Origin of the sequence: Gilliamella sp. App4-10, assembly GCF_001690495.1 — a bacterium.
GTDB lineage: Bacteria > Pseudomonadota > Gammaproteobacteria > Enterobacterales > Orbaceae > Gilliamella > Gilliamella apicola_G.
The window spans coordinates 82,399-105,586 of record NZ_LZGS01000048.1 but is presented as its reverse complement, the minus strand read 5'-3'; the positions used below and the strand labels follow the sequence as shown (position 1 = coordinate 105,586).

The window sequence follows — 23,188 nt, the reverse complement described above, 5'->3', positions numbered from 1 at the left end:
AAGGATAAATAGATGAACGCATTAATCCAAACAACTACACAAGCATTTGAATTTAAATTCGGTTATAAAACGAATATAGTTGTACAAGCTCCCGGTCGTGTAAATCTGATTGGTGAACATACCGATTATAATGAAGGTTTTGTTTTACCTTGTGCTATTGATTATCAAACAGTAATAAGCTGCCATAAGCGCTCTGATGATCTCGTTCGAGTCATTGCAGTAGATTACGATAATCAACAAGATGAATTTTGGTTAGATTCTCCTATTGAAAAACATCCAAATTATAGATGGGCTAACTACATACGTGGTGTGGTAAAACACTTAAAAAAATATGCAAATAATATTCATGGCGTTGATTTTACTATTAGTGGAAATGTTCCCCAAGGTGCAGGGCTAAGCTCATCAGCATCTCTAGAAGTTGCGATAGCTAAAATGTTCCAGATTTTGTACGACTTGCCTTTAGATGGCAATCAGTTGGCATTAATTGGGCAAGAAGCCGAAAATCAATTTGTCGGTTGCAATTGTGGTATCATGGATCAGCTCATATCTGCCCTTGGTCAAACTCAACATGCATTGTTAATTGACTGCCGATCACTAGAAGCTAGACCAGTTTCAATTCCTAAAGATTTTGCTGTGGTTATCATCAATTCAAATATTAAACGCGGATTAGTTGATAGTGAATATAATACTCGACGTCAACAGTGCGAAGCTGCAGCTCAGGCTCTTGGGGTGAAAGCGCTAAGAGATGCCTCGTTAACTGAATTAAAAAATATTGAAACCACCTTGGATCCAATCGTTTTTAAGCGGGCTCATCATGTTATCACCGAAAATGAACGCACGCTAAAAGCAGCGCAAGCTCTTGTGAATGGCGATTATAAATTGTTATCAAAACTCATGGCGTATAGTCACATCTCAATGCGTGATGATTTCGAAATCACAGTACCCGCTATTGATTACCTTGTTGAAATAATTCAAGGAGTCATTGGTGAACAAGGCGGTGTACGAATGACTGGCGGTGGCTTTGGTGGCTGTGTTGTGGCATTAGTACCAAAAGATAAAATAGATTCAGTTAAAACCGTTGTTAGTGACAATTATGCTAAAAATTTTGGTTTTAAAGAAGATTTTTATGTCTGTACACCAAGTGAAGGAGCCCATGCGATATGCCTATAAAACAAATTATTACGCTTTCGAACACACAAGGAACCCAGATCAAACTTTCCAACTGGGGAGCGACATGGCTATCTTGTGTATTACCCGTTAATGGACAAAAACGTGAAGTATTACTCGGCTGTCAATCACTTGAACAATATCACCAACAAGATGCCTATTTAGGTGCCACCATTGGACGATACGCTAACCGGATTGCCAATGCGGTAATTGATATTAACGGTAAACGCTATCAGCTCACTGCTAATCAAGGTGTAAATCAATTGCATGGAGGAAAACGAGGTTTTGATAAACAATTTTGGCATATTCAATCTCAATCCGATCAGCAAGTAATCTTTAAATTAATTTCACCTGATGGTGATCAGGGTTTTCCTGGCGAACTCCATGTCACGGCAACTTATAGACTCACCGATGACAATCAAATCATTATCGCGTTTAACGTAACTACAACAAAAACCACGCCTATTAATTTGACTAATCATGCTTACTTTAATCTTGATGGCGAAACAAGCAAAGATATACTTAATCACAGATTAAAAGTGAATGCTAACTATTATTTACCTGTGGATGCCAACGGTATCCCCAGCAATGATTTAGTTAGTGTCACCATGCACGATATGGATTTGCGACAGCCAAAGCTTTTATCAGAGAAACTGCTTGAAAGTCAAGAACGGCAAATAACCGGTGGTTATGATCACGCTTATTTATTAGATAAAACGCAAACTATCGCCGCACAGCTCATTTCATCCGATAAAAAAGTAATGATGAATGTGATTACAACCAAACCTTCATTACAAGTTTATACTGGCAATTTTTTACAACATACACCAAATCGGCACAACGGTGAATATGGCAACTTTGCTGGCATAGCACTAGAAGCACAATTTTTACCCGATAGTCCTAATCATCCAAACTGGCCACAACCCAGCTGTTTTTTACACTCAGATCAAACTTACCGTTATCAAACAACTTATCAATTTATTATTTCATAAGCAATTGAATAACATCAAAAAAGGATTAATAAAAACTTAAATAAAATCAACCTTGTATCTGACAATTTTTATTAAAAATATTATTAACAAAGATACTACCAAGCAATATCAACCCATTATTTGGTTTTATGCAATAAATAGGATTTTCCCAGCTTAAACTAACAATCCATAACAAAATTAGGTATCATATAAACATCATCGCTAATGGATAATATGAAATATGAAAAGCAAAACCTTAACGGCTATTTTCCCTGGCACTTTCGATCCAATTACCAATGGTCACATCGATCTTATTGCGCGAACGTCATTACTCTTTCCTCGTTTAATTATTGCCGTTGCAGAAAGTCCAAATAAAAATACGCTCTTCTCATTAGAAGAACGCGTTAATTTAGCTTCAACCGCTGTTGAACACCTATTTAATGTGGAAGTGATCGGCTTTGATAATTTAATGGCCAATTTTGCTCAAATCCATAATGCAACAGTCATCGTTCGTGGTGTTCGAACAACACACGATTTTGAATACGAAAGACAACTTGCTGAAATGAATCGTGCGTTAAAAGCTGATTTAGATACTATTTTTTTAATGCCATCTATTGCAATGGGGTTTATTTCATCTACAATCGTAAAAGATGTTGCTTATCACGGTGGTGATATCACAAATTTAGTGCCATTGCATGTCAAAACAGCATTATTAAAGCGCTTAGAATAAATTAAAAAACGTCTATGGTTAATTTTTATACTCCACAGAAAAAAAAGCTCACACCGCAAAAATTGACAGTAACAGTCTCATCCTTAGATACTTTTGGGCAAGGCGTTGCCAATCATAAGGGTAAAACAATTTTTGTTAAATCCGCCTTGCCTGATGAAACCGTTGATATTGAACTGACTGAAAATAAAAAAAATTACGCTAAAGCTAAAGTCATTCGATATCATAATCAGAGCAAAGATCGCGTTAGACCACAATGTGAATATTATCAACAATGTGGAGGTTGTGAATTACAACACATTGCACCAAATTTGCAACAACAAGCAAAATATGATGCGTTAATCAACCTGTTGCAAAAAGAAACAGGAAAACCTTTAACAAATATTATTGAAAACCCTCCCCAAATTATTGCCGATCAGCCTTATCATTATCGTCGACGGGCAAGACTTTCGATTAATATTATTAAAGGTAAATTAGTTATTGGATTTCGCCAAGCGGAATCAAATCAAATAATCAATATCAAACATTGTCCAGTATTAGTTGATGAATTAGATTCTTTGCTAGCACCATTACAAAGCATACTCAATTGCATAAAACAGAAAAAAGCACTTGGTCATATTGAATTAATTTCGGTCGATAGCGGTATCATTCTTGTGTTAAGGCACACCATGCCCCTTGTCGATGATGATATTAACTTATTAAAGCAATTCGCCGAAAATAATAAGATTTCACTTTATTTTCATGGCAAAGATTTAGTCCATATTACAGGTAATACTGAACATTTCTATTTCATTAATCATTTAAAATTAACGTTCAGTCCTCTCGATTTTATTCAAGTAAATAGTAAAATTAATCAAAAAATGATCGAACAAGCACTTGATTGGCTAACGTTGCAACCCTCTGACCAAGTCTTAGATCTGTTTTGTGGTATGGGTAATTTTTCATTACCTATAGCAACATTAAGTAAAACACTAACAGGCATTGAAGGTATTGATGCTCTGGTTGAAAAAGCAAAATTTAACACTATATTAAATAGCACTGAGATTTGTGCGGAAACCAATTTTTTAACCAGCAACTTAGACGATACCCAACAAATTTCGAGATGGAGTCAATTAAAATATAATAAAGTATTATTAGATCCAGCAAGAGCTGGTGCGTTTAATGCAACAATAGCAATTGCAAAATTAGCTCCATCAAAAATCGTTTATATATCGTGTAATCCTGCTACTCTAGCACGAGACAGTAAACAACTTATTGAAGCAGGATATCAAATTGATCAAGTTGCTATTTTAGATATGTTTCCGCAAACTAAACACATTGAATCAATGCTGTTGCTAATAAAATCAGGGACATAAATTATGGTATCGATTAGAGGCGCACACCAACATAGTGAAGAGCATTATTCGCTTGCTCAATTTGATATTGAACAATGGATAAAACAAGAATTGTTATTAACTAATCCTCAATCTTATAAAAAATTTAGAGAAGTTTGGGGGTTTTGTTTTGAAAACAGCGCAGGTGCGCCAGAGCAAATTTTTTGTTTCCAAAATGCGATAGAAATGGTCGAGATTCTATCGACACTTAATATGGACATCAATAGCTTATGTGCTGCTTTATTACTTCCTTTTGTTGATACCAAAATTATCCGTCGAGAAGATATTCCTGAAGATTTTGATCGGGAAATTTTTAATATCATTTCTAGCATTGTTAAAATGAAAGAAATTCGCCAATTACGAGCAATTCGCAATGGTAGTGCTACTACCGAACAAATTGATAGTATTCGTCGAATGCTGCTAGCCATGGTCAATGACTTTCGAAGTGTAATCATTAAATTGGCAGAACGCATCACCTATTTACGCAATTTAATGAATGCTCCTCAAGAAGAACAAGTACTTGCAGCCAAAGAGTGTTTTAACATTTATGCCCCTTTAGCCAACCGCCTAGGTATAGGTCAATTAAAATGGGAGTTAGAGGATTTCTGCTTTCGCTATTTACATCCTGATGAATATCGCTTGATTGCCCAAAAATTGCAAGAAAAACGATTAGATCGTGAATGGTATATCAAGCAATGTGTTAACCATTTACAAGATTTGATGAATCAAGATGATATTCGTGCAAAGGTTTATGGTCGCCCTAAGCATATTTATAGTATATGGCGAAAAATGGAGCATAAACATCTTGAGTTCGAAGATCTATATGACATCCGTGCGGTACGGATCATCTGCGATCGTATTGAGGATTGTTATAATGCATTAGGCATTATCCACAGCAATTACAAACAGATCGCCAAAGAATTTGATGATTATGTCGCTAACCCAAAACCAAATGGTTATCAATCAATCCATACTGTGGTTTATGGACCACAAGATAAAACAATCGAAATTCAAATCCGTACGGAACAAATGCACAATGATGCTGAACTAGGCATCGCCGCTCATTGGAAGTATAAAGAAGGCAGTACCGACAAAATGACCGCTTATGATCAGCGGATTTCTTGGTTACGTAAATTATTAACATGGCAACAAGAAATGTCTGAAAGTGGTGAAATTCAGGAAACAGTTCGTAGCCAGATTTTTGATGACCGCGTTTATGTTTTTACACCGAAAGGCGATGTTGTTGACTTACCAGCAGGATCAACTCCACTTGACTTTGCTTATCATATACACAGTGATGTTGGACATCGTTGTATTGGTGCCAAAGTAGGCGGGCGAATTGTACCATTTACCTACAATTTAAAAATGGGTGATCAAGTTGAAATCATTACCCAAAAACAACCAAATCCAAGCCGAGATTGGTTGAATCTTAATACCGGATTTGTAAACAGTAGTCGAGCAAGAGCTAAAATTCAAGCTTGGTTCAAAAAACAAGATCGACATAAAAATATCGCAGCCGGTCAGCAAATTTTAGAACACGAACTTGAACCTTTAAATATTAGTTTAAAAAGTGTTGAAAAAATCTTAATCAATAAATATAACGCTCATTCCTTTGATGAGGTACTAGCCGGTATTGGGAGTGGTGATGTCAGGATTAATCAATTAGTCAACTTCATCAAGGCACAATTTAACAAACCAACAGCTGAAGAAGAAGATGAAGCAGTATTAAAACAAATTGCCCAAAAATCAAACATACAAACCAAAAGTATCAATAAAAACGGCTATAAAAAAGGCAGTGAAATTATTATTGAGGGTGTGGATAACTTAATGTATACCATTGCCAACTGCTGTCGCCCTATTCCTGGTGATCCGATTGTGGGGTTTGTAACTCAAGGGCGCGGTATCTCGGTTCATCGCGCTGATTGTGAACAATTGCAAGAGCTTAAAAATCATGCTCCTGAACGTATTACCCAAGCTGTTTGGAACAACAATACCTACTCAAGTTATACCATGGTAGTACAAATTGTTGCCAACGATCGAAGCGGTTTATTACGAGATATTACTACGATTTTAGCTAATGAAAAGGTTAATGTCCTTGGCCTCATTAGCCGCTCGGATATGAAGCAACAATTAGCAACTATTGATGTAGATATGGAAATTTTTGATCAGGATTCTTTAAATCGAGTACTCAATAAAATAAAACAGCTACCCGATGTTATTGAAGCCAAGCGTTTTCAAAGCTAGCTAACATGCTAAATTGCCACTTTTTAGTGGCAATAGTTTAGTGTTTATTACTTTCTTTCTAAAATTTCAAACTGATACGGATAGCCATTTTTATCATCGGGTTGATGCGTTTCTTGATAAATAACGTGCCATTTTTCAGGCGAATAATCAGGAAAATAGGTATCGCCCTGTAGCTCTGCCTCTATATGAGTTAAATAAAGTCGATTCACTAAAGGTAGCGCCTGCTTATAAATATCACCTCCACCAATAATAAACGCTTCATCAACATGCTGTGTTTGAGCTAACAATATCGCGGCATCAATTGATTGTACCCAACTTACATTTGCAACCAAGTTAGATTCTTTAGTTGCTTGCCTTGAAATAATAATATTATGACGACCCGGTAATGAGCGACCAATTGACTCAAATGTCTTTCGTCCCATAATAACAGGTTTATTAAGTGTGTTTTTTTTAAACCACGCCAAATCTGCGGGTAAATGCCAAGGCATTCGATTATTTAAGCCAATTACACCATTATCTGCCATGGCTACAATAATACTTAATATCATATTCATTCCTTTACACATACCCTAAAGATTTTATTCGCCAATTTACATTCTCAGGAAAGATAGTTTGACTCCATAGCCGTTCACTTAAAGAAAGTAACGACTCCTTTTGCCCAGCAACGATCCAATTAGCTAGCTCTGTAGCTACATCAGGATAGATTATCGGTTTTGGCGAAGGTAAATCAAGCCAATACTTGAGCTTGATACAGTTTAAATTTTCCATAACCGTCGCCATATCAAGAGATTGTAAACATTGAGCATTATAAATTTGTTCAAATTGACCAGAAACAGGCTTAGTAAGAATTTTTTTACCAAGTGTTAATGCTTCAGAAATCAATGCAAAACCTGTATTTGAAATAATTCCAGAGCAACTTACTAAAGCTCGTGTAAAATTATCACGTCCAAGTGGTTGAAAATCAATATGACTGTGTTGCGATTTTTGTTTTATATCCGGATGAAAACAAATAAATTGATTATTCCTAAATTGTTTTAACATACCCATGATTTCATCTATGCTTTCAAATGGTAAGTAGACCACAATATTACCATCTTCTGTTGGTGTGGTCTGAAATGAATCAATCATTGGTGGTAGTAACTTATGCCCAAAATGAAACCAATGTAAACCAATTGGTTTAGTGGCAGGAGCATAATATTTCATAATAACATTTGCGACTAACCCATATTCCTTAGGTTTAAGATATTGGCATACAGCCTGATTACTTATACCTAAACAGTTACGATGTTGATAATGCGCGGCCCAAGCACTTACAGGCTCAAAATCGCTGATAATGCAATCATACTTTGATAAATTAAGTTCACGCACATCTTTAATCAGTCGAAATGCACGAATTCGCTGTATGGTTTTACGAAAATTAATTTTACCATTAAGCGTTGCAAACGTAACACCACGATAGGTTTTATAATCACCAAAAGCTTGCATATCAAAATAGTCTTTAGGATCACGGCCACTGAAAATATAATCAACATCAGCACCGGCTTTTTTTAGTGCTTTAGCTAATGTTCTACAACGACTGACATGGCCATTTCCTGTTCCTTGAACACCAAACAGAATTTTCATATCTTTATGATTCGTTAATTTAAGTTATGTAAATATAATAGCAGAACAACTTATTATTATGTAAATTATTTTGTATGATTAAATGCAACATGATATTCATGATTAGTTGTCATAATTCAACATTGGTTAACGTTATTACTCATTAGTCTAAATGAAGTAACAGTGCTTCAAATAGTTACGATAAAATAGTCTCACTTAAAGTATATAAATTTTGTATAACTTTGCTTCTTTTTTCAGTACAATAGCCTAAGTAATTGTTAGATGAATAGTGAGATTTGCATATGTCATTAAGAATCATCAATAAACAAAATTACCTTATTGTTGCATTAGCAATTATTTTCTTTTTATTTGTTTATTCCGCTAGATATTTGACAATCACAATTGGCTTATTAGTTACTGTTAATGATGTTTCACATCACACAATTGCTAAGTTAGGCATAAATGAGCATAATGATTGCCATTCTTTATTACAAAAATCATCTCATGATTCAGCTTGTACCACTTTTAATCTTCAGTTTTTACCACATTGCGAACTATACCTTACATTTAACTTTGCTCAAAAATATAAAAAGTTTATTCCTGAATTAAAACTACTAAGAATTGTTTAATTAATTTGTATTTTCAATAAAAAATTAGTCGAAATATCTATCTTTGGAGTAAAAATTTTTTGTTCTTCGTTTTTATCACTAATCACTAAATAGTGATTGTTTATCATAAAAAAATGATTATAGGAATATTATGAAACGTCGAAATTTTTTGTTCAATATTACAGCGGCTTTAAGTGGGATAGCAGTTACAAAAGCCTTTGCCAAAATGGATAATTTAACTATGTCAGGTATGGCTTGTGAAGCCAACTCTGATCAGTGTAAAACAGGTGAAATGGGAGACATGAATATGAAGATGAATATGGGTAACAAAGTTTCACAAAAATTATTACCGACCTCAGCTTTGTCACAAGGTCTAAATTTACCAGAATTAACTCATTTAGAAAATACCAGTAATAAACAAGGTATTTTTGAAGCAATCTTGGAGGCTAAACCCATTAAGTTAAAGTTAACACAAGATATTACAACAGAATTTTGGGCATATAATAGTCATATCCCCGGTCCTGTGATTGAAGCTTTTGAGGGGGATAACGTTAAAATTACTGTTAAAAATAACTTACCACAAGCGACAACCGTACATTGGCATGGTTTGCTGATCCCATCTAATCAAGATGGTAATCCACAAGATCAAATTCCTGCTGGAAGTAGCCGAACTTATGAGTTTACTATACCGGAAGGGAATGCTGGTACCTATTGGTATCATCCACACGGTCATGAAACCGTAGCAGAACAAGTTGCGCGAGGATTAGCGGGCATATTTATTGTACGCAGCAAAAACGATCCGCTTGCATTCTTGCCCGAACAACACTGGTTTTTTTCAGATTTAAAATTAACTGATAAAGGCGAAATTGCTGATAATTCAATGGTTGATTGGATGAATGGTCGAGAAGGACAATTTGTATTAATAAATGGTGCCTATCGTCCCAAAATCACCATAAATACGGCAACAAGGATACGAGTTTGGAATGCGTGCTCTGGTCGTTATCTTAATTTATCTATTCCTGGATGTGATGTTTATTTGGTTGGTACGGATGGTGGATTAATGCCGGCCCCTGTTTTACTCAATAAACCACTGCTATTGTCGCCAGCTGAACGTGCAGAACTTGTCATTTTGCCAAAACAATCTGGTACAGTGTATTTACAATCTATCGGTTACGATCGCGGAAAAATGGGCAATGTACCACCAGAGCAAGATATCATACTTGGAGAATTGGTATTGACACAGTCAAAATCAATGACTATCCCATCAGCCTTACGAGCATTGCCAAAACTAGGGCAGGCAACGACCTATAAATCTATTGAATATACCGAAGTGATGGACATGAAGGAACCGCGTGGTGGCATGCTATTCTTAATTAATGGTAAACGCCATGATATGCAAAGGATCGATTTGAAAAGCAAAATTCATGAGGTTGAAGAGTGGACAATTTTCAATAACTCTCATATGGATCACAATTTTCATATACATGGTGCACAGTTTATTGTTGTTTCACACGAATTGAATGGTGAAAAAAATCCACCTGAATATGTCGGCTTAAAAGACACTATTAATTTACGTCCACATGAAAAGATCACCATAAAAATTCAACAAAATATGCCCGGATTACGTATGTATCATTGCCATATTGTTGAACATGAAACACTCGGTATGATGGGACAATTAATGGTAGAATAACCTACCTAATATGATTCCCGTTATAGTCTAATTATCATTGAATTAATAGCGGGGATCTGTATTATACAAAATCCTTATGACACAATATCTATAAAAAATAATAATTGTTTTTCATTTTTGCTAAAAATGCTAATATATCATCATTATGACAATGATATATTATTGGCAAAAAATCAGCAAATGCTTGATTATTAAAACCGCGTTATCTCACTTATTGTTAGGTGTAATGGCTGCTGGGTTTGGTTTATATCAACATGAAGCGCTTCCTTCGGAAGCTTCTGTTTCGCAAATTGGGATTATTGCAATTGCATCTATTGTACAAGATCATCAAGAAATAGAACGAAAAAATTCACAAACACTACTACTGCTGTATTTACAAAAAAAATACAATACTGAGCTCTTTATCACACCCAACTGTATTGAACTTTCACCAAGTAAAGTTATTCGGCTATCTCCTTATAACGGCATACGAGCTGGACCTAAAGCTACCGCTTAATGAGTTTATAACTCAAATAAAACTAATTTTTATATAAGGTTAATTCCTTAAATCCGTATTGAAAAAACAAGAGAAAATTTATGTTATTAAAATTATTAACAAAAGTATTTGGTAGCCGCAATGAGCGCGTATTAAAAAGCATGCGCAAGCGAGTTGACAAAATTAATGCACTTGAACCAGCCATGGAAGCTTTAACCGATGATGAATTAAAAGCAAAAACCACGGAACTTAAACAAAAGATTGCCGCCGGAACCCAATTAGATGATATTTTGGAAGAGGCTTACGCTGTGGTACGCGAAGCAAGTAAGCGTGTGTTTGGCATGCGTCATTTTGATGTACAGTTAATTGGTGGTATGGTATTAAATGAACGCTGCATTGCCGAAATGCGCACCGGTGAAGGTAAAACATTAACAGCAACCTTACCGGCCTATTTAAATGCATTAACTGGTAAAGGTGTACATGTTGTTACGGTTAATGATTACTTAGCACAGCGTGATGCAGAAAATAATCGTCCATTATTCGAATTTTTAGGATTAACTGTTGGTATTAATTTACCTAATATGCCGCCACACATAAAACGTGAAGCCTACAATGCTGATATCACTTATGGTACTAACAATGAATATGGTTTTGATTATCTACGCGATAATATGGTATTTAGCAAAGATGCTCGTGTACAACGGCCATTGCATTATGCTTTAGTCGATGAAGTTGACTCAATTTTAATTGATGAAGCAAGAACGCCTCTAATTATTTCGGGTCAAGCTGAAGATAGCTCTGACAGATATATTAGCGTTGATAAAATTATTCCTTATTTGATCCGTCAAGAAAAAGAAGACTCTGACCAATTCCAAGGGGACGGAGACTTTTCAATTGATGAAAAATCACGCCAAGTTAACTTAACAGAACGCGGATTAGTGAAAGTCGAAGAACTATTAATAAAACAGGGTATCATGAAAGGTGATGAATCACTCTACGCACCGAGCAATATTGTATTAATGCATCACGTTAATGCTGCCCTGCGCGCTCATCACTTATTCCATCGTGACGTTGATTATATTGTCAGAGATAACGAAATTATCATCGTTGACGAGCATACCGGAAGAACCATGGATGGTCGCCGTTGGTCTGATGGTTTACACCAAGCAGTTGAAGCAAAAGAGCACGTAAAAATCCAAAATGAGAACCAGACACTTGCTTCAATTACCTTCCAAAACTATTTCCGTTTATACGAAAAATTAGCGGGTATGACAGGAACAGCGGATACTGAAGCGTTTGAATTTAACCAAATTTATGGCTTAGATACGATTGTTATTCCAACTAACCGCCCCATGCAAAGAAAAGATCAATCTGATCTTATCTATATGACCGAAAAGGAAAAAATCAACGCAATTGTCGCTGATGTACAAGAATGTGTCAAACGCGGTCAACCCGTTTTAGTTGGGACAGCGTCAATCGAAAAATCAGAGTTAGTTTCACAGGCATTTAAAAAAGCAGGCATTAAACACAATGTGCTAAATGCCAAATTTCATGCTCAAGAAGCTGAAATCATTGCTAATGCAGGAAGTAAAGGTGCCGTTACCATTGCAACTAACATGGCAGGACGTGGTACCGATATTATGCTTGGTGGTAATTGGCAAAGCGATATAGCAAAAATTGAAAATCCAACACCAGAAGATATCGAAAAAGCAAAACAAGTTTGGCAAACAAAACACGATGAAGTAATTGAGTTAGGCGGACTTTATATTTTAGGTACTGAGCGTCATGAATCACGTCGTATTGACAACCAGTTACGTGGGCGTGCAGGGCGCCAAGGTGACCCTGGTGCTTCGCGCTTTTACCTATCACTTGAAGATCCATTGATGAGAATCTTTGCCTCTGAGCGTGTCGGTAATATGATGCGTAAACTGGGTATGCAAGAAGGCGAAGCTATTGAGCACCCATGGGTCACAAAAGCCATTGCTAATGCACAAAAGAAAGTTGAAAGTCGCAACTTTGATATTCGTAAACAACTCCTTGAATACGATGATGTCGCCAATGATCAACGTAAAGTAATTTACCGTGAACGAAATGGATTACTTGATAATACCGATATAAAAGATACCATCGACTCAATTCGAGGTGATGTATTTAACACCCTAATTGACCAATACATTCCACCACAATCCATTGAGGAGATGTGGAATATTTCAGGGCTTGAAGTCGCACTAAAAACAGATTTTGATTTAGATTTACCAATCGCAAAATGGCTAGATGAAGAGAAAAATCTGCATGAAGAAACATTACGCGAACGTATCTTACAAATGGCACAAGACAGATATTTAGAAAAAGAAAATACTGCTGGAGCTGAAGCATTCAGACAGTTTGAAAAAAGTGTCATGCTACAAACACTTGATACTCTCTGGAAAGAACATTTAGCAGCAATGGATTATTTACGTCAAGGTATTCATTTGCGCGGCTACGCACAAAAAGATCCAAAACAGGAATATAAACGTGAATCATTTAATATGTTTGCTAACATGTTAGAATCGTTAAAATATGATGTTATTGGTATTTTGAGTCGAGTACAAATTCGCTCACAAGAGGAAGTTGACGAAGCAGAACGCCAACGCCTAGCTGAAATGGAAAAGCTAAAGGCTAAACAGCAAGCTAATCATGAATCGATAGCGAGTATAAATAGTGAAAATGAAGAACAATCAGCAGGGGCTGCACCACAACCAATAGTTCGAACCCAAGTCAAAGTTGGTCGCAATGATCCCTGTCCTTGTGGTTCAGGTAAAAAATATAAACATTGTCATGGTGCTGTTCAGTAAGGAAAAAATTTAGTATCATCAAGCGAAAATGATGATTAAACAGTCGATTTGGATCGACAATTGATTGAAAGGGAAAGTCGCAACTTTCCCTAATTTTACTCATAGGCAAATATAATTATGAAAAAACATATTGAAATTGCTGTAGGTATAATTCGTTCTCAAAATTGTCAAATCTTTATCACCCAGCGCGGTGAAGATTCTCATCTTGCTGGTTTTTGGGAGTTTCCTGGTGGAAAAATTGAGGCAGGAGAAACCCCATATCAAACCTTACAACGTGAAATTGTTGAAGAAGTAGACATCCATATCCATCAAGCCCAATTCTTAGAAATCTTTGAACACAGTTATGAAGATCGCTATATTACAATTCACGCTTATTTAGTTGAAGAATGGGATGGTGTTCCTTTTGCAAAAGAAGGTCAACCAAGCCGTTGGGTTGACCAAGAAGACCTTAATGCCGACGAGTTCCCTGACGCTAATCGACCGATTATCGAAATGCTTAAAAACTTGGATAAACAAATCTAAAGAAATTATTATGATTTAGCGTGTTCGCTTGTCTAGCTAAAATTATATTTTTGTTAAATGATAGATTTATTATGTTTAAATAATAAAACAACTTCACTCTCCTCTTCCCCCCATTGAAATAACACGATGCAAAAGTAGAAAAATTCGCTATCATAAAATCTTGATCATATTTTTTATGCTAAGTATTTTTTGACATTTTTGTAGTCGAAGTGGATTTCGAGTATTATTGGTTTTGCTAAAAAATTTTAGATAATACTGTGTTTCAATATAAAACAAAAAATTATGATTTACGCTGTAAATCTTGTTCTGCCAAAGCCAAAAAAACAATACCAATAATAATACATAATCCACCAAGCATGCGTGTTAATGTAATTTGCTCATCAAAAACAATAATCGAAACTAACATCACCGTAACTACCTGTAAATGAGAAGCGGCAAAAGCAGGCCCTACTGGTGCTTTTTTTAATAATACCATCCAAGTGATAAATGCCCCTGTATAACCGAGCATGACTAAATAAACCCAACCATAAGTAAAAATACGAATTAACCAAGCTGTACTTACTTCAAATGGAATAGCCGATAACGCTGTTAATTTAAAGCTTGTTTGTCCAAACGTATCAAAAAATAATAGTAAGAAAAATCCAATAATGTAAAATTTTTTCATTATGTAAGCCCCACTAAAACTACGCCACTAGTAATAAAAAATATACCAATGACACGGAATAAAGTAAGATGCTCTTGAAATAAAATACGCCCAGCCAACATAACAGTGATAATATTAAATGATCCTAATAAAATGCCTTGCGACAAAGGTACTTCACTTAAAAATGCTAGCCAAAAAATAAAACCAATAAAGTATGCTCCAAATCCCAACCACAGCCAAAAATTACCAAATAATTTTTGCCAATAATGCAAACCAGACTTATTTTTAGAAGTAATCGCTGCATACTTAAATGCAACTTGTCCAACGGTATCGCAAATAATATTAATTAACCAAAGAACAACAATTAAGGTTGGCACTGCTGACAAAATCCGTGTATTTCAAGCACGCTATGTTTGATTAAAAAATCACTTTGCTGTGCTAACTGTTTAAATTGATATTCAATATCTTTTGAATGTTTTTCAATGATCTGCTGACATTTATCGCAAATAAATAAAATTGAAATATGCTGTGGATCTTGAAAATGTGGGCAAATAATATAACTATTAGAAGATTCAACTTTATGGATGAAACCTTGCTCAAGTAAAAATTCAAGCACACGATAAATTGTAGGTGGTTTGGCTTGTGGCTCACTTACTTTAAGTAGATCCAAAAGATCATATGCACTCATTGCTTTATTTGCAGTTAGCATAATATCTAAAACTGTACGACGTTGCGTTGTCAGTTTAATACCTCGCTTTTTACATAAAGTTTCAATCTTTTCAATTAGCAGATTATGCATTCGGTTTCCTTTGCCGTTAGCCATTATTTTTTTGTGCAGCTTTTCTTCGTCTTATTTCTTTAGGATCATTGATTAAAGGCCGATATATTTCAATACGATCGCCATTTTTAACCACTTCATTAAGATCACAACGTTTTCCATAAATACCAATTAGATGATCTTCTAATTTTATCTGGCATAACGATAAGATATTGGATTTTGTAATTGCTTGCAAGACATTCGTTTGCTCATCTACATCGCAATTAATTACCGTCGGGTTATTTGGTAACGCATAAACAACTTGTATATTTATCATTTATAAATCTGCCTTGCTCGTTTTGAAAACGCATTAACCATACTCGTCATCACCTCTTTAAACACCGGAGAAAAAGCAATATCTAATAACTTATTTTTAAACTCAAAGTCTAAACTAAAACTAATTTTACTTTTGCTCTCGCCGAGTGAACTAAATTGCCATCTTCCCGATAGGTGTTTAAATGGCCCTTCAAACAATTTCATCTCAATAGAATGTGGTTGATTAATTTGATTTACTGTAGTGAAAGATTTTTTAAAACCTAATTTCTCAACTTCAATAAACGCTGTGTACGTATTATCTTGTTTGCTAATAATGCCAGTTGCGATACAATCAGGAACAAATTCAGGATACCGAGCAATATCATTCACTAAGCAAAACATTTGCTCTACAGAATAAGGCTCGATAACTTCGTGAAAAACATGTGCCATAATAATAAAATAAAAAGTTAAAATTTGTGGCATATCATATCATGTAACTTTATAATAACGCACATTATGACTAAGAAAAAATCACATAAGCCAGGTTCGGCAACCATTGCATTAAATAAACGTGCGCGCCATGAGTACTTTATTGAAGAGGAAATTGAGGCGGGATTATCCCTACAAGGTTGGGAAGTAAAATCCCTACGTGCAGGAAAAGCCAACATTAGTGACAGTTATGTTTTACTTAAAGATGGCGAAGCATGGCTCTTTGGTGCAACTATCACACCACTTAATGTCGCATCAACACATGTTGTTTGTGAACCTATGCGCACACGTAAATTGTTATTAAATGAACGCGAATTAAATTCATTATTTGGTCAAATCAATCGCCAAGGTTATACCGTTGTAGCGCTTTCGCTATATTGGAAGAACGCATGGGCAAAAGTAAAAATTGGTGTGGCCAAAGGTAAAAAAGAGTACGATAAACGAACTGATATCAAAGAACGACAATGGCAAGTTGATAAAGCACGAATTATGAAAAATGCTAATCGATAGTTGTATAATGTTATGAAAAAATGTTCAATTATCTATGACGAATAATTTGTGGTTTGATAAAAAACGCATTATATTTTAACTCGTTGAAATTGAGCAAATCATTAATCACATTAACACAAGTATGAGCCATATTTTCAAAATCCTGCATAATTGCATCAATTGGGTAGTAGGAATAATCTAGATAGATATGATAATCATAAGAACATAAGCAGATATCTTGAGGTTTTACTTTAACTTCAACTAAATAACTTAGAACCTCTTGTAGCAAATTACCAGATGGTGTGAAAATAGCTTTAGGTAATCGCCCTAATTTCTCATGAACCCCTTTAAGTAACTGATAACCTTTATTTGGATGGTAGTTATCACTCACTAACCATTGTGGATTAACAGCTAAACCAACATTTTTAAGCCCTTGCTTAAATCCTTTAAGTCTAGCTTCAATCGAAGTTAACTGTGTGTCACAACCAATAAAATAAAATTCATCTAGTTGCCTAGCATACGGCTGAATCAACTCCGCGACGGAGTTTAATGATTCGCTGGCAATAAACGGTAACCGTGTATCTTTAAGGTAACGATCGAAAAATAATACAGGCGTATTTTGATTAATACTAATATAAAACTCATCGCTATCTAATGAAGTAGCGACAATCATTGCATCGACTTTTCGCTCAACTAAGTTCTGTGCCACTTTAATTTCTACGTCTTTATTATAATGACTACAAGTGATTAATAATTGTATGTTCTTTTTCCTGAATGAAGCTTCTAAATAGTGCAAAAACATGGAAAAAAAAGAGTTGGAAATGTCTGGCACTATCACACCTATCGTATCGGTACTATTTGCTTTAACTAGATATTGGCGAATATGGGCCTGTTCACTGTATTGCTCAGCAATGGATAATACACGTTGCCTCGTTTGTGGTGAAATACGATATTTTTTATCTCGTTTATTAAAAATATGGCTGACGGTCGTTGCCGACACGCCAGCTAAACGAGCAATATCATTGATTTTTAATTTATTACTCGCCATAGATATTACTATTTCCTTTTATATCAACGAGGAGTGCGTAGCTGTTTGTTAGGAAATGTTGGATTACAGTTAACCGATGGATTTTGATACCAATATGCAACACTGGCTATATCATCACAACGCTCATATAATCTTATATCATCATTACCTATTTGTTGAAAGGTAAGCTTGATATTTTTGTGAAATGCAATCGGATCAGGTAAATGCCAACGATATAAACCATGCATAGGCAATGCATCGTCGCCAAAACCGTGTACTGGATTCGCATCTCCAGTTTGAAAAAAATCGCGCGTTGCATCACGATTAGTCTGATAGGGGTAGCCCATAAATAACGTTTGAAAACATTTAGCTGATGGACGACCTTGGCTATCACGATTATGAAATGCCCATGCCCCACCAAAATAGTCTTCAGAGCCTGTTGAGTGTTGGGTTGGATATTCGCTATCATCATCCAGATAGAATTTAAATTCTCCTTCTCCCCACCAGTAACGTTCCAAGGCTGTTAATGCTAAGTAAGTACCAACATAGTAGCCATAACCTTCGATATTATCTAATAATACATAATCTTCGGCATAATTGGTTACTCTTTGTCTGCGCCATTGAGCATGAAAATAAAGCGGTGCATCAAATGGTTGTGGCATTAAGGCATAATTAATGGTGAAAAAGAAATGTTGTAAATCTGCTTCATGTTCATTTTGAATTTCAATTCTTGCTTTTTTATTAAAAGGCATTCTAAAGTAACTGTTAAATCCCCCTGTTGGATTGACCACAATGGGCATGGAGTTAATATCACATCTTGCGCCAAAACCATTACAGAAAAAATCACCGATTGGGCTTTCGACTGATGGTACTTTTTCATCATCCCAATAAATGCGGATAACAACATCACGTAACACAAAACTACCGCGATGTGTTCTATCTGTTAAGGTAAACCACATGTGACGAATTTCCGCAGGTCCTGTAATTTCAGCGATAGTGACTGTTTCACCTGCTGGTATTGTTATGCAACCTTGCCCTTTACGACTTGGTCCTAAAGCGCTCGCTTTCATGCAAGATTGACCTTTTTCACCCGTCATATTTTCAGGCGAAATGGTTCTGGTTTGTTCAAAGTGAAATTGTGTGACTGAATTATATATGTTCATTGTGAATCCTTACTAACATTTATTAAACGTAATTTTCTTTAACTATTTATTATTTGTATCTTCTTTTTTTATCACCGTTTAAGAAGAAAATAGCAAAAATCATAAATCCTAAAACAACTAACCCAAGATTATTAAATGTGGTTGCCGCACCGGCGGTATCGTAAAAATCACCAACAAGGGTGGAAAACAAAATAACACCGATAGAACCTGCCACCTGATAACCGATTAAAAAGACCGTTGCAGAAAGACGAGCATTAAAATTAATATCAATATATTTAAATACTGAGACTAAAATGGTAGAAATCTCCAAGCAGTGCATGAGTTTAATTATGGAAATAATCGCAATACTATTAACATGTCCAGTAAGGAAGATGCGAGAAGCTGAAATAAACGCAGCAAAAATTAACGCATTTTTTGCTCCCACACGATTGACAACAAATGGAACACAAAACATGACCACCGCTTCTAAAAAAACTTGAAACGAATTTAATATGCCATATAAGCGATAACCATCATTGATATCGTCAAACTGCTGAGTGAAATAAACAGGGAATAACTGTTGATCATAAATATTGTAAAGGCTATAAGTTCCAAGCACATAGATAACAAATATCCAAAATTTTTTCAGTGTAAACACTGATATAATTTCATTAAAACTTAGCTTGTCCTTTTTTTGGAAGACAGTTTCTGCTGATTGACTTAAATCGGGTTTAAAATTGAGATTAAGTAGCATAAAACAGATACCTACACCCGATGCAGCCCAAAAATTTAGATGTGGATTAAGACTAATTAAAATACCGGCTATAAAAGTTCCTACTGCATAAGCAATGCACCCCCACGTGCGACATTGACCGAACTCGAAACCAAAAGCGCGGCTGATTTTTTCACAGTAAGAGTCAATTAACCCCATCCCTGCAACCCAACCAAAACCTAAAAAGAAACTACCAAAGATGACACCAATATAAAAACTATGCTTTAGTAGCGGTTCATAAACATAAATTAATGCAGGCGCGGCTAATGTGATAATAATACTTTGAAACCAGATAAGCTGTTTTTTCAGTACTAATTTATCTTGATAAACACCATACACAATCATAATGATGAGCGAAACAAAGTAATTAAATGAATAAATAATGCCAGTCTGTTTTGCTGTTAAGCCAATCTCCTTACTTAGCCATATGGCATAAAACGAAAAAACGAAACTACCTGCAGCGTAATACATAAAGCTGTAACAGGAAGCGAACCAATAAGTAGGCTTGTTATAAAATGCACTTATCATAATTTATCCTATAAAGAGTGAACCACTGCAATTGAGTATGCAGAGCTAAAAATTTAGCTTTAAAAGATTTATTGGATAAATGTGATCAATATCATAATTATTTTATTAACTTAGACAAAAACAGCTAAAATCAAAAATTTAAATATTAAAAATCAACAAATTAAATAATAATAACACGCTATTGTTATAAAAAAGGAATGCTTTAAATTGATGAAGATTTAATATAAATGAACAAAAATAAAAAAAACAAATAAAAAACAGAAAAATATTATCCCGACCACAATCAAACAAATAATTCCTTATCTCAATAAATTTTTTCTCTACTATCGATATAGCCATTTTAATGAAATGACCTATGCACTAGTAGTCTTTATCATCCTAATTAACAATATAAATAATTAAATATATTATTGAATAATTTATATAAAGAGGTTTTTTATGCCTAAAAAGAATAGTCGTGTTCGATTCCATATAGCAATACTTATGTTATTTGCTATTGTGATTAATTATTTAGATAGAACTGTAATGTCTGCAGCTGCACCTATTATTGCGATTGATTTAAATATTTCACCTGAAGCAATGGGATGGATCATGTCTGCATTTTTCTTAAGTTATGCGTGTTGTCAAATTCCTGCTGGATTCCTTGCAGATCGTTTTGGGCAAAGAAGAACGCTTGCAGTATCAGTAACTTGGTGGTCTTTAGCAACTGGCGCAACGGCATTAGCAACATCTCCTATCGGTTTCATTTTTGCTCGAGTGTTTATGGGTATTGGAGAAGCTGCCGCATATCCTTGCAATGGCGGAATTACAGCAAAATGGTTCCCTGATAAAGAAAGAGGACGCGTTACCGCACTATTTGATAGTGGTTCACGCTTCGGGACAGCTTTTACGATGCCTCTTGTTGTTTGGATTATTGCGGTCTGGGGATGGCATGCGACATTCTTTATTTGTGGTGCTTTAGGTCTTGTTTGGGTTGTTTGGTGGTTATGTATTTACCGAGATCCAGAACAACACCCAAGTATAAGTACAACAGAATTAAAATATATTCGTGAAGGTCAAATCAAAAAAGAAGGAATAGATACCATACAACCAATGAAATGGTATCAATTATTAAAATACCGCAATGTAGTTGCTATGTGTGTTGGATTTTTTATGCTTAATTATGCAGTCTATTTTTTCATTACTTGGTTCCCCACCTATTTAATGAAAGAACGTGGTTTAAGCTTAACTGAAATGGGCTTTTTGGCCATGTTACCGCCCTTATGTGGTATAATTGGACAATGGTTTGGTGGTTGGTTAACTGATTTTATTTATATAAAAACCAATAATATCAATCTTGCTAGAAAATTTAATTTGGTTGCAGGAATGTTAATTGCAACATCAATTACACTTGCCGGCTTAGTTGATTCTATAATCATAATGATGGTTTTACTTTGTATTTCATATATTGGGCTGGCCTTTGCTGGTTCAGCTATTTGGTGTCTACCTGGCGATATTGCGCCAAGAAATATGACATCCGTTTTAGGTGGAATTCAAAATACGGTTTCAAATTGTGGTGGCATATTAGGACCCATTGTAACTGGGTATATTATTGGCGCAACAGGTTCATTTATGTATGCTCTCGTGGTTTCAGGTTGTGCTTGTGCTATAGGTGCATTCGTATATTTATTCGTATTGAAAGATATTAAACCAATTACAGAAATTCAATCTACTTTATAACTTAGCCTTTTTATTAGAAAATCCTATTAAAAATATTTGGTAGGATTTTCTTAAATTCTTATAATCACCATAACATTATCGAGAAACATAATATGGGCAGAAGTCAGACACTAAGGCAAAATACCATTAATCAATTTATTGATTGTATTAATAACAAAATATTATCTTTTCCATTACCTTCTATTTCAATTCTTGCTGATACTTTTAATGTGAGTAGAACAACTATTCGAGCAGTACTAGAGCATTTATGCAAAACAGAAATTCTCCTGTTTAACAATAATCAATACCATTTATTACGAGAACCAACAAATGAGGATAAAATAGCCTGTATTTTTGAAAAAAGATCGTTACAAGATAAAAAATTCGAAACCTATTTTTACCATTTAATAAATCATAAGAAGTTATTACCTGGTGATAATTTTAACGAAATTCAACTTGCAAAAGATACAAAAGTGAATCCCGTTGTAGTTCGTGAATTTTTATTACGTTTTTTACATTATGGACTGATTAATAACATAAAAAAAGGAGAATGGAAATTAGTTACATTTGCCAAAGATTATGCAGAAAAACTTTATGAATTTAGGAGTGTCTTAGAAATATTTGCGCTTAAAGCATTTATGGCTCAACCTGATAATCACATTAACTGGATAAAAGCACGAGAATTATTACAACACCATAAGAATTTTCAGAAAAATATACAAGATGAATATACACTTTTTTCAACGCTTGATCGTGATTTTCATCAGTTAATTCTGTCTTGTAATGATAATCCATTTTTCATGCAGTCTTTTGATTTAATTTCGGTTATCTTTCATTTTCATTATCAGTGGGACAACAGTAATTTAAAAGAACGTAATAATATTGCCGTATCGGAACATATTGCGATATTAACAGCAATTTTACAAAAAGATGAACAGGCTGCCATCGCAGCATTATGCCGACATCTAAATACAGCTAAAACATCAATGCAAGAGTCGATTGGTCGAACATTAACCATAAAAAACAGATAAAAAACAAAAAAATTTTATACTCAACACGAAAAAACAAAAAAAATGAATACGGTTTTTAATCCTCTTTTATAGTTCTCTTTA

At 34.9% G+C, this 23,188-nt stretch carries 23 protein-coding genes; 13 read left to right on the top strand and 10 right to left on the bottom strand.

The window, feature by feature from the left end; genetic code table 11:
- Positions 1 to 12 precede the first annotated feature (12 nt).
- The 5 genes from galK (at position 13) to relA (ending at position 6,482) form a co-directional block, all read left to right on the top strand.
- Positions 13 to 1,170 carry a galactokinase gene (gene galK, locus A9G23_RS10535; RefSeq protein WP_065587569.1) on the top strand — a complete coding sequence of 386 codons (1,158 nt, stop codon included), beginning with the start codon at positions 13 to 15 and terminating at the stop codon, positions 1,168 to 1,170.
- Complete coding sequence (gene galM, locus A9G23_RS10530) at positions 1,161 to 2,159, top strand: galactose-1-epimerase (RefSeq protein ID WP_065587568.1); 999 nt, start codon at positions 1,161 to 1,163, stop codon at positions 2,157 to 2,159. Before galK ends, galM begins: the two co-directional genes overlap by 10 nt.
- Before the next feature lie 220 nt (positions 2,160 to 2,379).
- The gene (coaD, locus tag A9G23_RS10525; protein ID WP_065587567.1) at positions 2,380 to 2,868 is read left to right on the top strand and encodes a pantetheine-phosphate adenylyltransferase; all 489 of its coding nucleotides are present in this window, start codon (positions 2,380 to 2,382) and stop codon (positions 2,866 to 2,868) included.
- A 14-nt stretch (positions 2,869 to 2,882) separates the two neighbouring features.
- Positions 2,883 to 4,220 (top strand): 23S rRNA (uracil(1939)-C(5))-methyltransferase RlmD, encoded by a 1,338-nt coding sequence (gene rlmD, locus A9G23_RS10520; protein ID WP_065587566.1) that lies wholly within the window; start codon positions 2,883 to 2,885, stop codon positions 4,218 to 4,220.
- A gap of 3 nt (positions 4,221 to 4,223) precedes the next feature.
- Positions 4,224 to 6,482, top strand: coding sequence for a GTP diphosphokinase (gene relA, locus A9G23_RS10515; protein ID WP_065587565.1), 2,259 nt, complete (start codon positions 4,224 to 4,226; stop codon positions 6,480 to 6,482).
- A 47-nt stretch (positions 6,483 to 6,529) separates the two neighbouring features.
- Here the strand turns inward: relA and folA are convergent, their stop codons facing one another.
- Positions 6,530 to 7,030 carry a type 3 dihydrofolate reductase gene (gene folA, locus A9G23_RS10510; protein ID WP_065587564.1) on the bottom strand — a complete coding sequence of 167 codons (501 nt, stop codon included), beginning with the start codon at positions 7,028 to 7,030 and terminating at the stop codon, positions 6,530 to 6,532.
- 10 nt (positions 7,031 to 7,040) lie between these two features.
- Positions 7,041 to 8,105 carry an MJ1255/VC2487 family glycosyltransferase gene (locus A9G23_RS10505; protein ID WP_065587563.1) on the bottom strand — a complete coding sequence of 355 codons (1,065 nt, stop codon included), beginning with the start codon at positions 8,103 to 8,105 and terminating at the stop codon, positions 7,041 to 7,043.
- Between the two features lie 281 nt (positions 8,106 to 8,386).
- On the opposite strand from A9G23_RS10505, the gene A9G23_RS10500 reads away from it, so the two are divergent.
- From A9G23_RS10500 to mutT, 5 genes are all read left to right on the top strand, one after another.
- The gene (locus tag A9G23_RS10500; RefSeq protein WP_065587562.1) at positions 8,387 to 8,713 is read left to right on the top strand and encodes a hypothetical protein; all 327 of its coding nucleotides are present in this window, start codon (positions 8,387 to 8,389) and stop codon (positions 8,711 to 8,713) included.
- 130 nt (positions 8,714 to 8,843) lie between these two features.
- Positions 8,844 to 10,385, top strand: a complete 1,542-nt coding sequence (locus A9G23_RS10495) for a multicopper oxidase family protein (RefSeq protein ID WP_065587561.1) — start codon at positions 8,844 to 8,846, stop codon at positions 10,383 to 10,385.
- Positions 10,386 to 10,530: 145 nt separating this feature from the next.
- Positions 10,531 to 10,881 (top strand): hypothetical protein, encoded by a 351-nt coding sequence (locus tag A9G23_RS10490; protein ID WP_065587560.1) that lies wholly within the window; start codon positions 10,531 to 10,533, stop codon positions 10,879 to 10,881.
- Positions 10,882 to 10,961: 80 nt separating this feature from the next.
- Positions 10,962 to 13,694 carry a preprotein translocase subunit SecA gene (secA, locus tag A9G23_RS10485; RefSeq protein ID WP_065587559.1) on the top strand — a complete coding sequence of 911 codons (2,733 nt, stop codon included), beginning with the start codon at positions 10,962 to 10,964 and terminating at the stop codon, positions 13,692 to 13,694.
- 117 nt (positions 13,695 to 13,811) lie between these two features.
- Entirely contained in the window at positions 13,812 to 14,216 is a 405-nt protein-coding gene (gene mutT, locus A9G23_RS10480; RefSeq protein WP_065587558.1) for an 8-oxo-dGTP diphosphatase MutT, read from the top strand.
- Between the two features lie 280 nt (positions 14,217 to 14,496).
- Here the strand turns inward: mutT and A9G23_RS10475 are convergent, their stop codons facing one another.
- The 5 genes from A9G23_RS10475 to A9G23_RS10455 are packed head-to-tail and all read right to left on the bottom strand — an operon-like array spanning position 14,497 to position 16,414.
- Positions 14,497 to 14,880, bottom strand: a complete 384-nt coding sequence (locus A9G23_RS10475) for a DMT family transporter (protein WP_065587557.1) — start codon at positions 14,878 to 14,880, stop codon at positions 14,497 to 14,499.
- Positions 14,880 to 15,236 (bottom strand): EamA family transporter, encoded by a 357-nt coding sequence (locus tag A9G23_RS10470; RefSeq protein WP_141669960.1) that lies wholly within the window; start codon positions 15,234 to 15,236, stop codon positions 14,880 to 14,882. The genes A9G23_RS10475 and A9G23_RS10470 overlap by 1 nt, the downstream gene beginning before the upstream one ends.
- Positions 15,224 to 15,658 carry a zinc uptake transcriptional repressor Zur gene (gene zur / locus A9G23_RS10465; protein WP_065587555.1) on the bottom strand — a complete coding sequence of 145 codons (435 nt, stop codon included), beginning with the start codon at positions 15,656 to 15,658 and terminating at the stop codon, positions 15,224 to 15,226. The genes A9G23_RS10470 and zur overlap by 13 nt, the downstream gene beginning before the upstream one ends.
- Positions 15,659 to 15,674: 16 nt before the next feature.
- Positions 15,675 to 15,953: an RnfH family protein gene (locus A9G23_RS10460; RefSeq protein ID WP_065587554.1), complete on the bottom strand. Its 279-nt coding sequence runs from the start codon at positions 15,951 to 15,953 to the stop codon at positions 15,675 to 15,677.
- Positions 15,950 to 16,414 (bottom strand): type II toxin-antitoxin system RatA family toxin, encoded by a 465-nt coding sequence (locus A9G23_RS10455; protein ID WP_081297033.1) that lies wholly within the window; start codon positions 16,412 to 16,414, stop codon positions 15,950 to 15,952. Before A9G23_RS10455 ends, A9G23_RS10460 begins: the two co-directional genes overlap by 4 nt.
- Before the next feature lie 33 nt (positions 16,415 to 16,447).
- On the opposite strand from A9G23_RS10455, the gene smpB reads away from it, so the two are divergent.
- The gene (gene smpB, locus A9G23_RS10450) at positions 16,448 to 16,930 is read left to right on the top strand and encodes an SsrA-binding protein SmpB (protein WP_065581660.1); all 483 of its coding nucleotides are present in this window, start codon (positions 16,448 to 16,450) and stop codon (positions 16,928 to 16,930) included.
- A gap of 28 nt (positions 16,931 to 16,958) precedes the next feature.
- On the opposite strand, the gene A9G23_RS10445 is transcribed toward smpB, so the two are convergent.
- The 3 genes from A9G23_RS10445 to A9G23_RS10435 are packed head-to-tail and all read right to left on the bottom strand — an operon-like array spanning position 16,959 to position 20,378.
- Entirely contained in the window at positions 16,959 to 17,957 is a 999-nt protein-coding gene (locus tag A9G23_RS10445; RefSeq protein WP_065587553.1) for a LacI family DNA-binding transcriptional regulator, read from the bottom strand.
- A gap of 23 nt (positions 17,958 to 17,980) precedes the next feature.
- The gene (locus A9G23_RS10440; protein WP_065587552.1) at positions 17,981 to 19,099 is read right to left on the bottom strand and encodes a glycoside hydrolase family 172 protein; all 1,119 of its coding nucleotides are present in this window, start codon (positions 19,097 to 19,099) and stop codon (positions 17,981 to 17,983) included.
- Positions 19,100 to 19,148: 49 nt separating this feature from the next.
- Positions 19,149 to 20,378: an oligosaccharide MFS transporter gene (locus A9G23_RS10435; protein ID WP_065587551.1), complete on the bottom strand. Its 1,230-nt coding sequence runs from the start codon at positions 20,376 to 20,378 to the stop codon at positions 19,149 to 19,151.
- A gap of 438 nt (positions 20,379 to 20,816) precedes the next feature.
- Between A9G23_RS10435 and A9G23_RS10430 the strand changes: the two genes are divergently transcribed.
- Together A9G23_RS10430 and A9G23_RS10425 are read left to right on the top strand one after the other, a co-directional pair.
- Complete coding sequence (locus A9G23_RS10430; RefSeq protein WP_065587550.1) at positions 20,817 to 22,097, top strand: MFS transporter; 1,281 nt, start codon at positions 20,817 to 20,819, stop codon at positions 22,095 to 22,097.
- Positions 22,098 to 22,189: 92 nt separating this feature from the next.
- Positions 22,190 to 23,107, top strand: a complete 918-nt coding sequence (locus tag A9G23_RS10425; protein ID WP_065587549.1) for a GntR family transcriptional regulator — start codon at positions 22,190 to 22,192, stop codon at positions 23,105 to 23,107.
- Positions 23,108 to 23,188: the final 81 nt, after the last annotated feature.

What these genes read in the sequence shown, in the direction of transcription:
- galK (WP_065587569.1), top strand. Translation starts at nt 13, where the DNA reads ATGAACGCATTAATCCAAACAACTACACAAGCATTTGAATTTAAATTC.
- galM (WP_065587568.1), top strand. Translation starts at nt 1,161, where the DNA reads ATGCCTATAAAACAAATTATTACGCTTTCGAACACACAAGGAACCCAG.
- coaD (WP_065587567.1), top strand. Translation starts at nt 2,380, where the DNA reads ATGAAAAGCAAAACCTTAACGGCTATTTTCCCTGGCACTTTCGATCCA.
- rlmD (WP_065587566.1), top strand. Translation starts at nt 2,883, where the DNA reads ATGGTTAATTTTTATACTCCACAGAAAAAAAAGCTCACACCGCAAAAA.
- relA (WP_065587565.1), top strand. Translation starts at nt 4,224, where the DNA reads ATGGTATCGATTAGAGGCGCACACCAACATAGTGAAGAGCATTATTCG.
- folA (WP_065587564.1), bottom strand. Translation starts at nt 7,030, where the DNA reads ATGATATTAAGTATTATTGTAGCCATGGCAGATAATGGTGTAATTGGC.
- A9G23_RS10505 (WP_065587563.1), bottom strand. Translation starts at nt 8,105, where the DNA reads ATGAAAATTCTGTTTGGTGTTCAAGGAACAGGAAATGGCCATGTCAGT.
- A9G23_RS10500 (WP_065587562.1), top strand. Translation starts at nt 8,387, where the DNA reads ATGTCATTAAGAATCATCAATAAACAAAATTACCTTATTGTTGCATTA.
- A9G23_RS10495 (WP_065587561.1), top strand. Translation starts at nt 8,844, where the DNA reads ATGAAACGTCGAAATTTTTTGTTCAATATTACAGCGGCTTTAAGTGGG.
- A9G23_RS10490 (WP_065587560.1), top strand. Translation starts at nt 10,531, where the DNA reads ATGACAATGATATATTATTGGCAAAAAATCAGCAAATGCTTGATTATT.
- secA (WP_065587559.1), top strand. Translation starts at nt 10,962, where the DNA reads ATGTTATTAAAATTATTAACAAAAGTATTTGGTAGCCGCAATGAGCGC.
- mutT (WP_065587558.1), top strand. Translation starts at nt 13,812, where the DNA reads ATGAAAAAACATATTGAAATTGCTGTAGGTATAATTCGTTCTCAAAAT.
- A9G23_RS10475 (WP_065587557.1), bottom strand. Translation starts at nt 14,880, where the DNA reads ATGAAAAAATTTTACATTATTGGATTTTTCTTACTATTATTTTTTGAT.
- zur (WP_065587555.1), bottom strand. Translation starts at nt 15,658, where the DNA reads ATGCATAATCTGCTAATTGAAAAGATTGAAACTTTATGTAAAAAGCGA.
- A9G23_RS10460 (WP_065587554.1), bottom strand. Translation starts at nt 15,953, where the DNA reads ATGATAAATATACAAGTTGTTTATGCGTTACCAAATAACCCGACGGTA.
- A9G23_RS10455 (WP_081297033.1), bottom strand. Translation starts at nt 16,414, where the DNA reads ATGCCACAAATTTTAACTTTTTATTTTATTATTATGGCACATGTTTTT.
- smpB (WP_065581660.1), top strand. Translation starts at nt 16,448, where the DNA reads ATGACTAAGAAAAAATCACATAAGCCAGGTTCGGCAACCATTGCATTA.
- A9G23_RS10445 (WP_065587553.1), bottom strand. Translation starts at nt 17,957, where the DNA reads ATGGCGAGTAATAAATTAAAAATCAATGATATTGCTCGTTTAGCTGGC.
- A9G23_RS10440 (WP_065587552.1), bottom strand. Translation starts at nt 19,099, where the DNA reads ATGAACATATATAATTCAGTCACACAATTTCACTTTGAACAAACCAGA.
- A9G23_RS10435 (WP_065587551.1), bottom strand. Translation starts at nt 20,378, where the DNA reads ATGATAAGTGCATTTTATAACAAGCCTACTTATTGGTTCGCTTCCTGT.
- A9G23_RS10430 (WP_065587550.1), top strand. Translation starts at nt 20,817, where the DNA reads ATGCCTAAAAAGAATAGTCGTGTTCGATTCCATATAGCAATACTTATG.
- A9G23_RS10425 (WP_065587549.1), top strand. Translation starts at nt 22,190, where the DNA reads ATGGGCAGAAGTCAGACACTAAGGCAAAATACCATTAATCAATTTATT.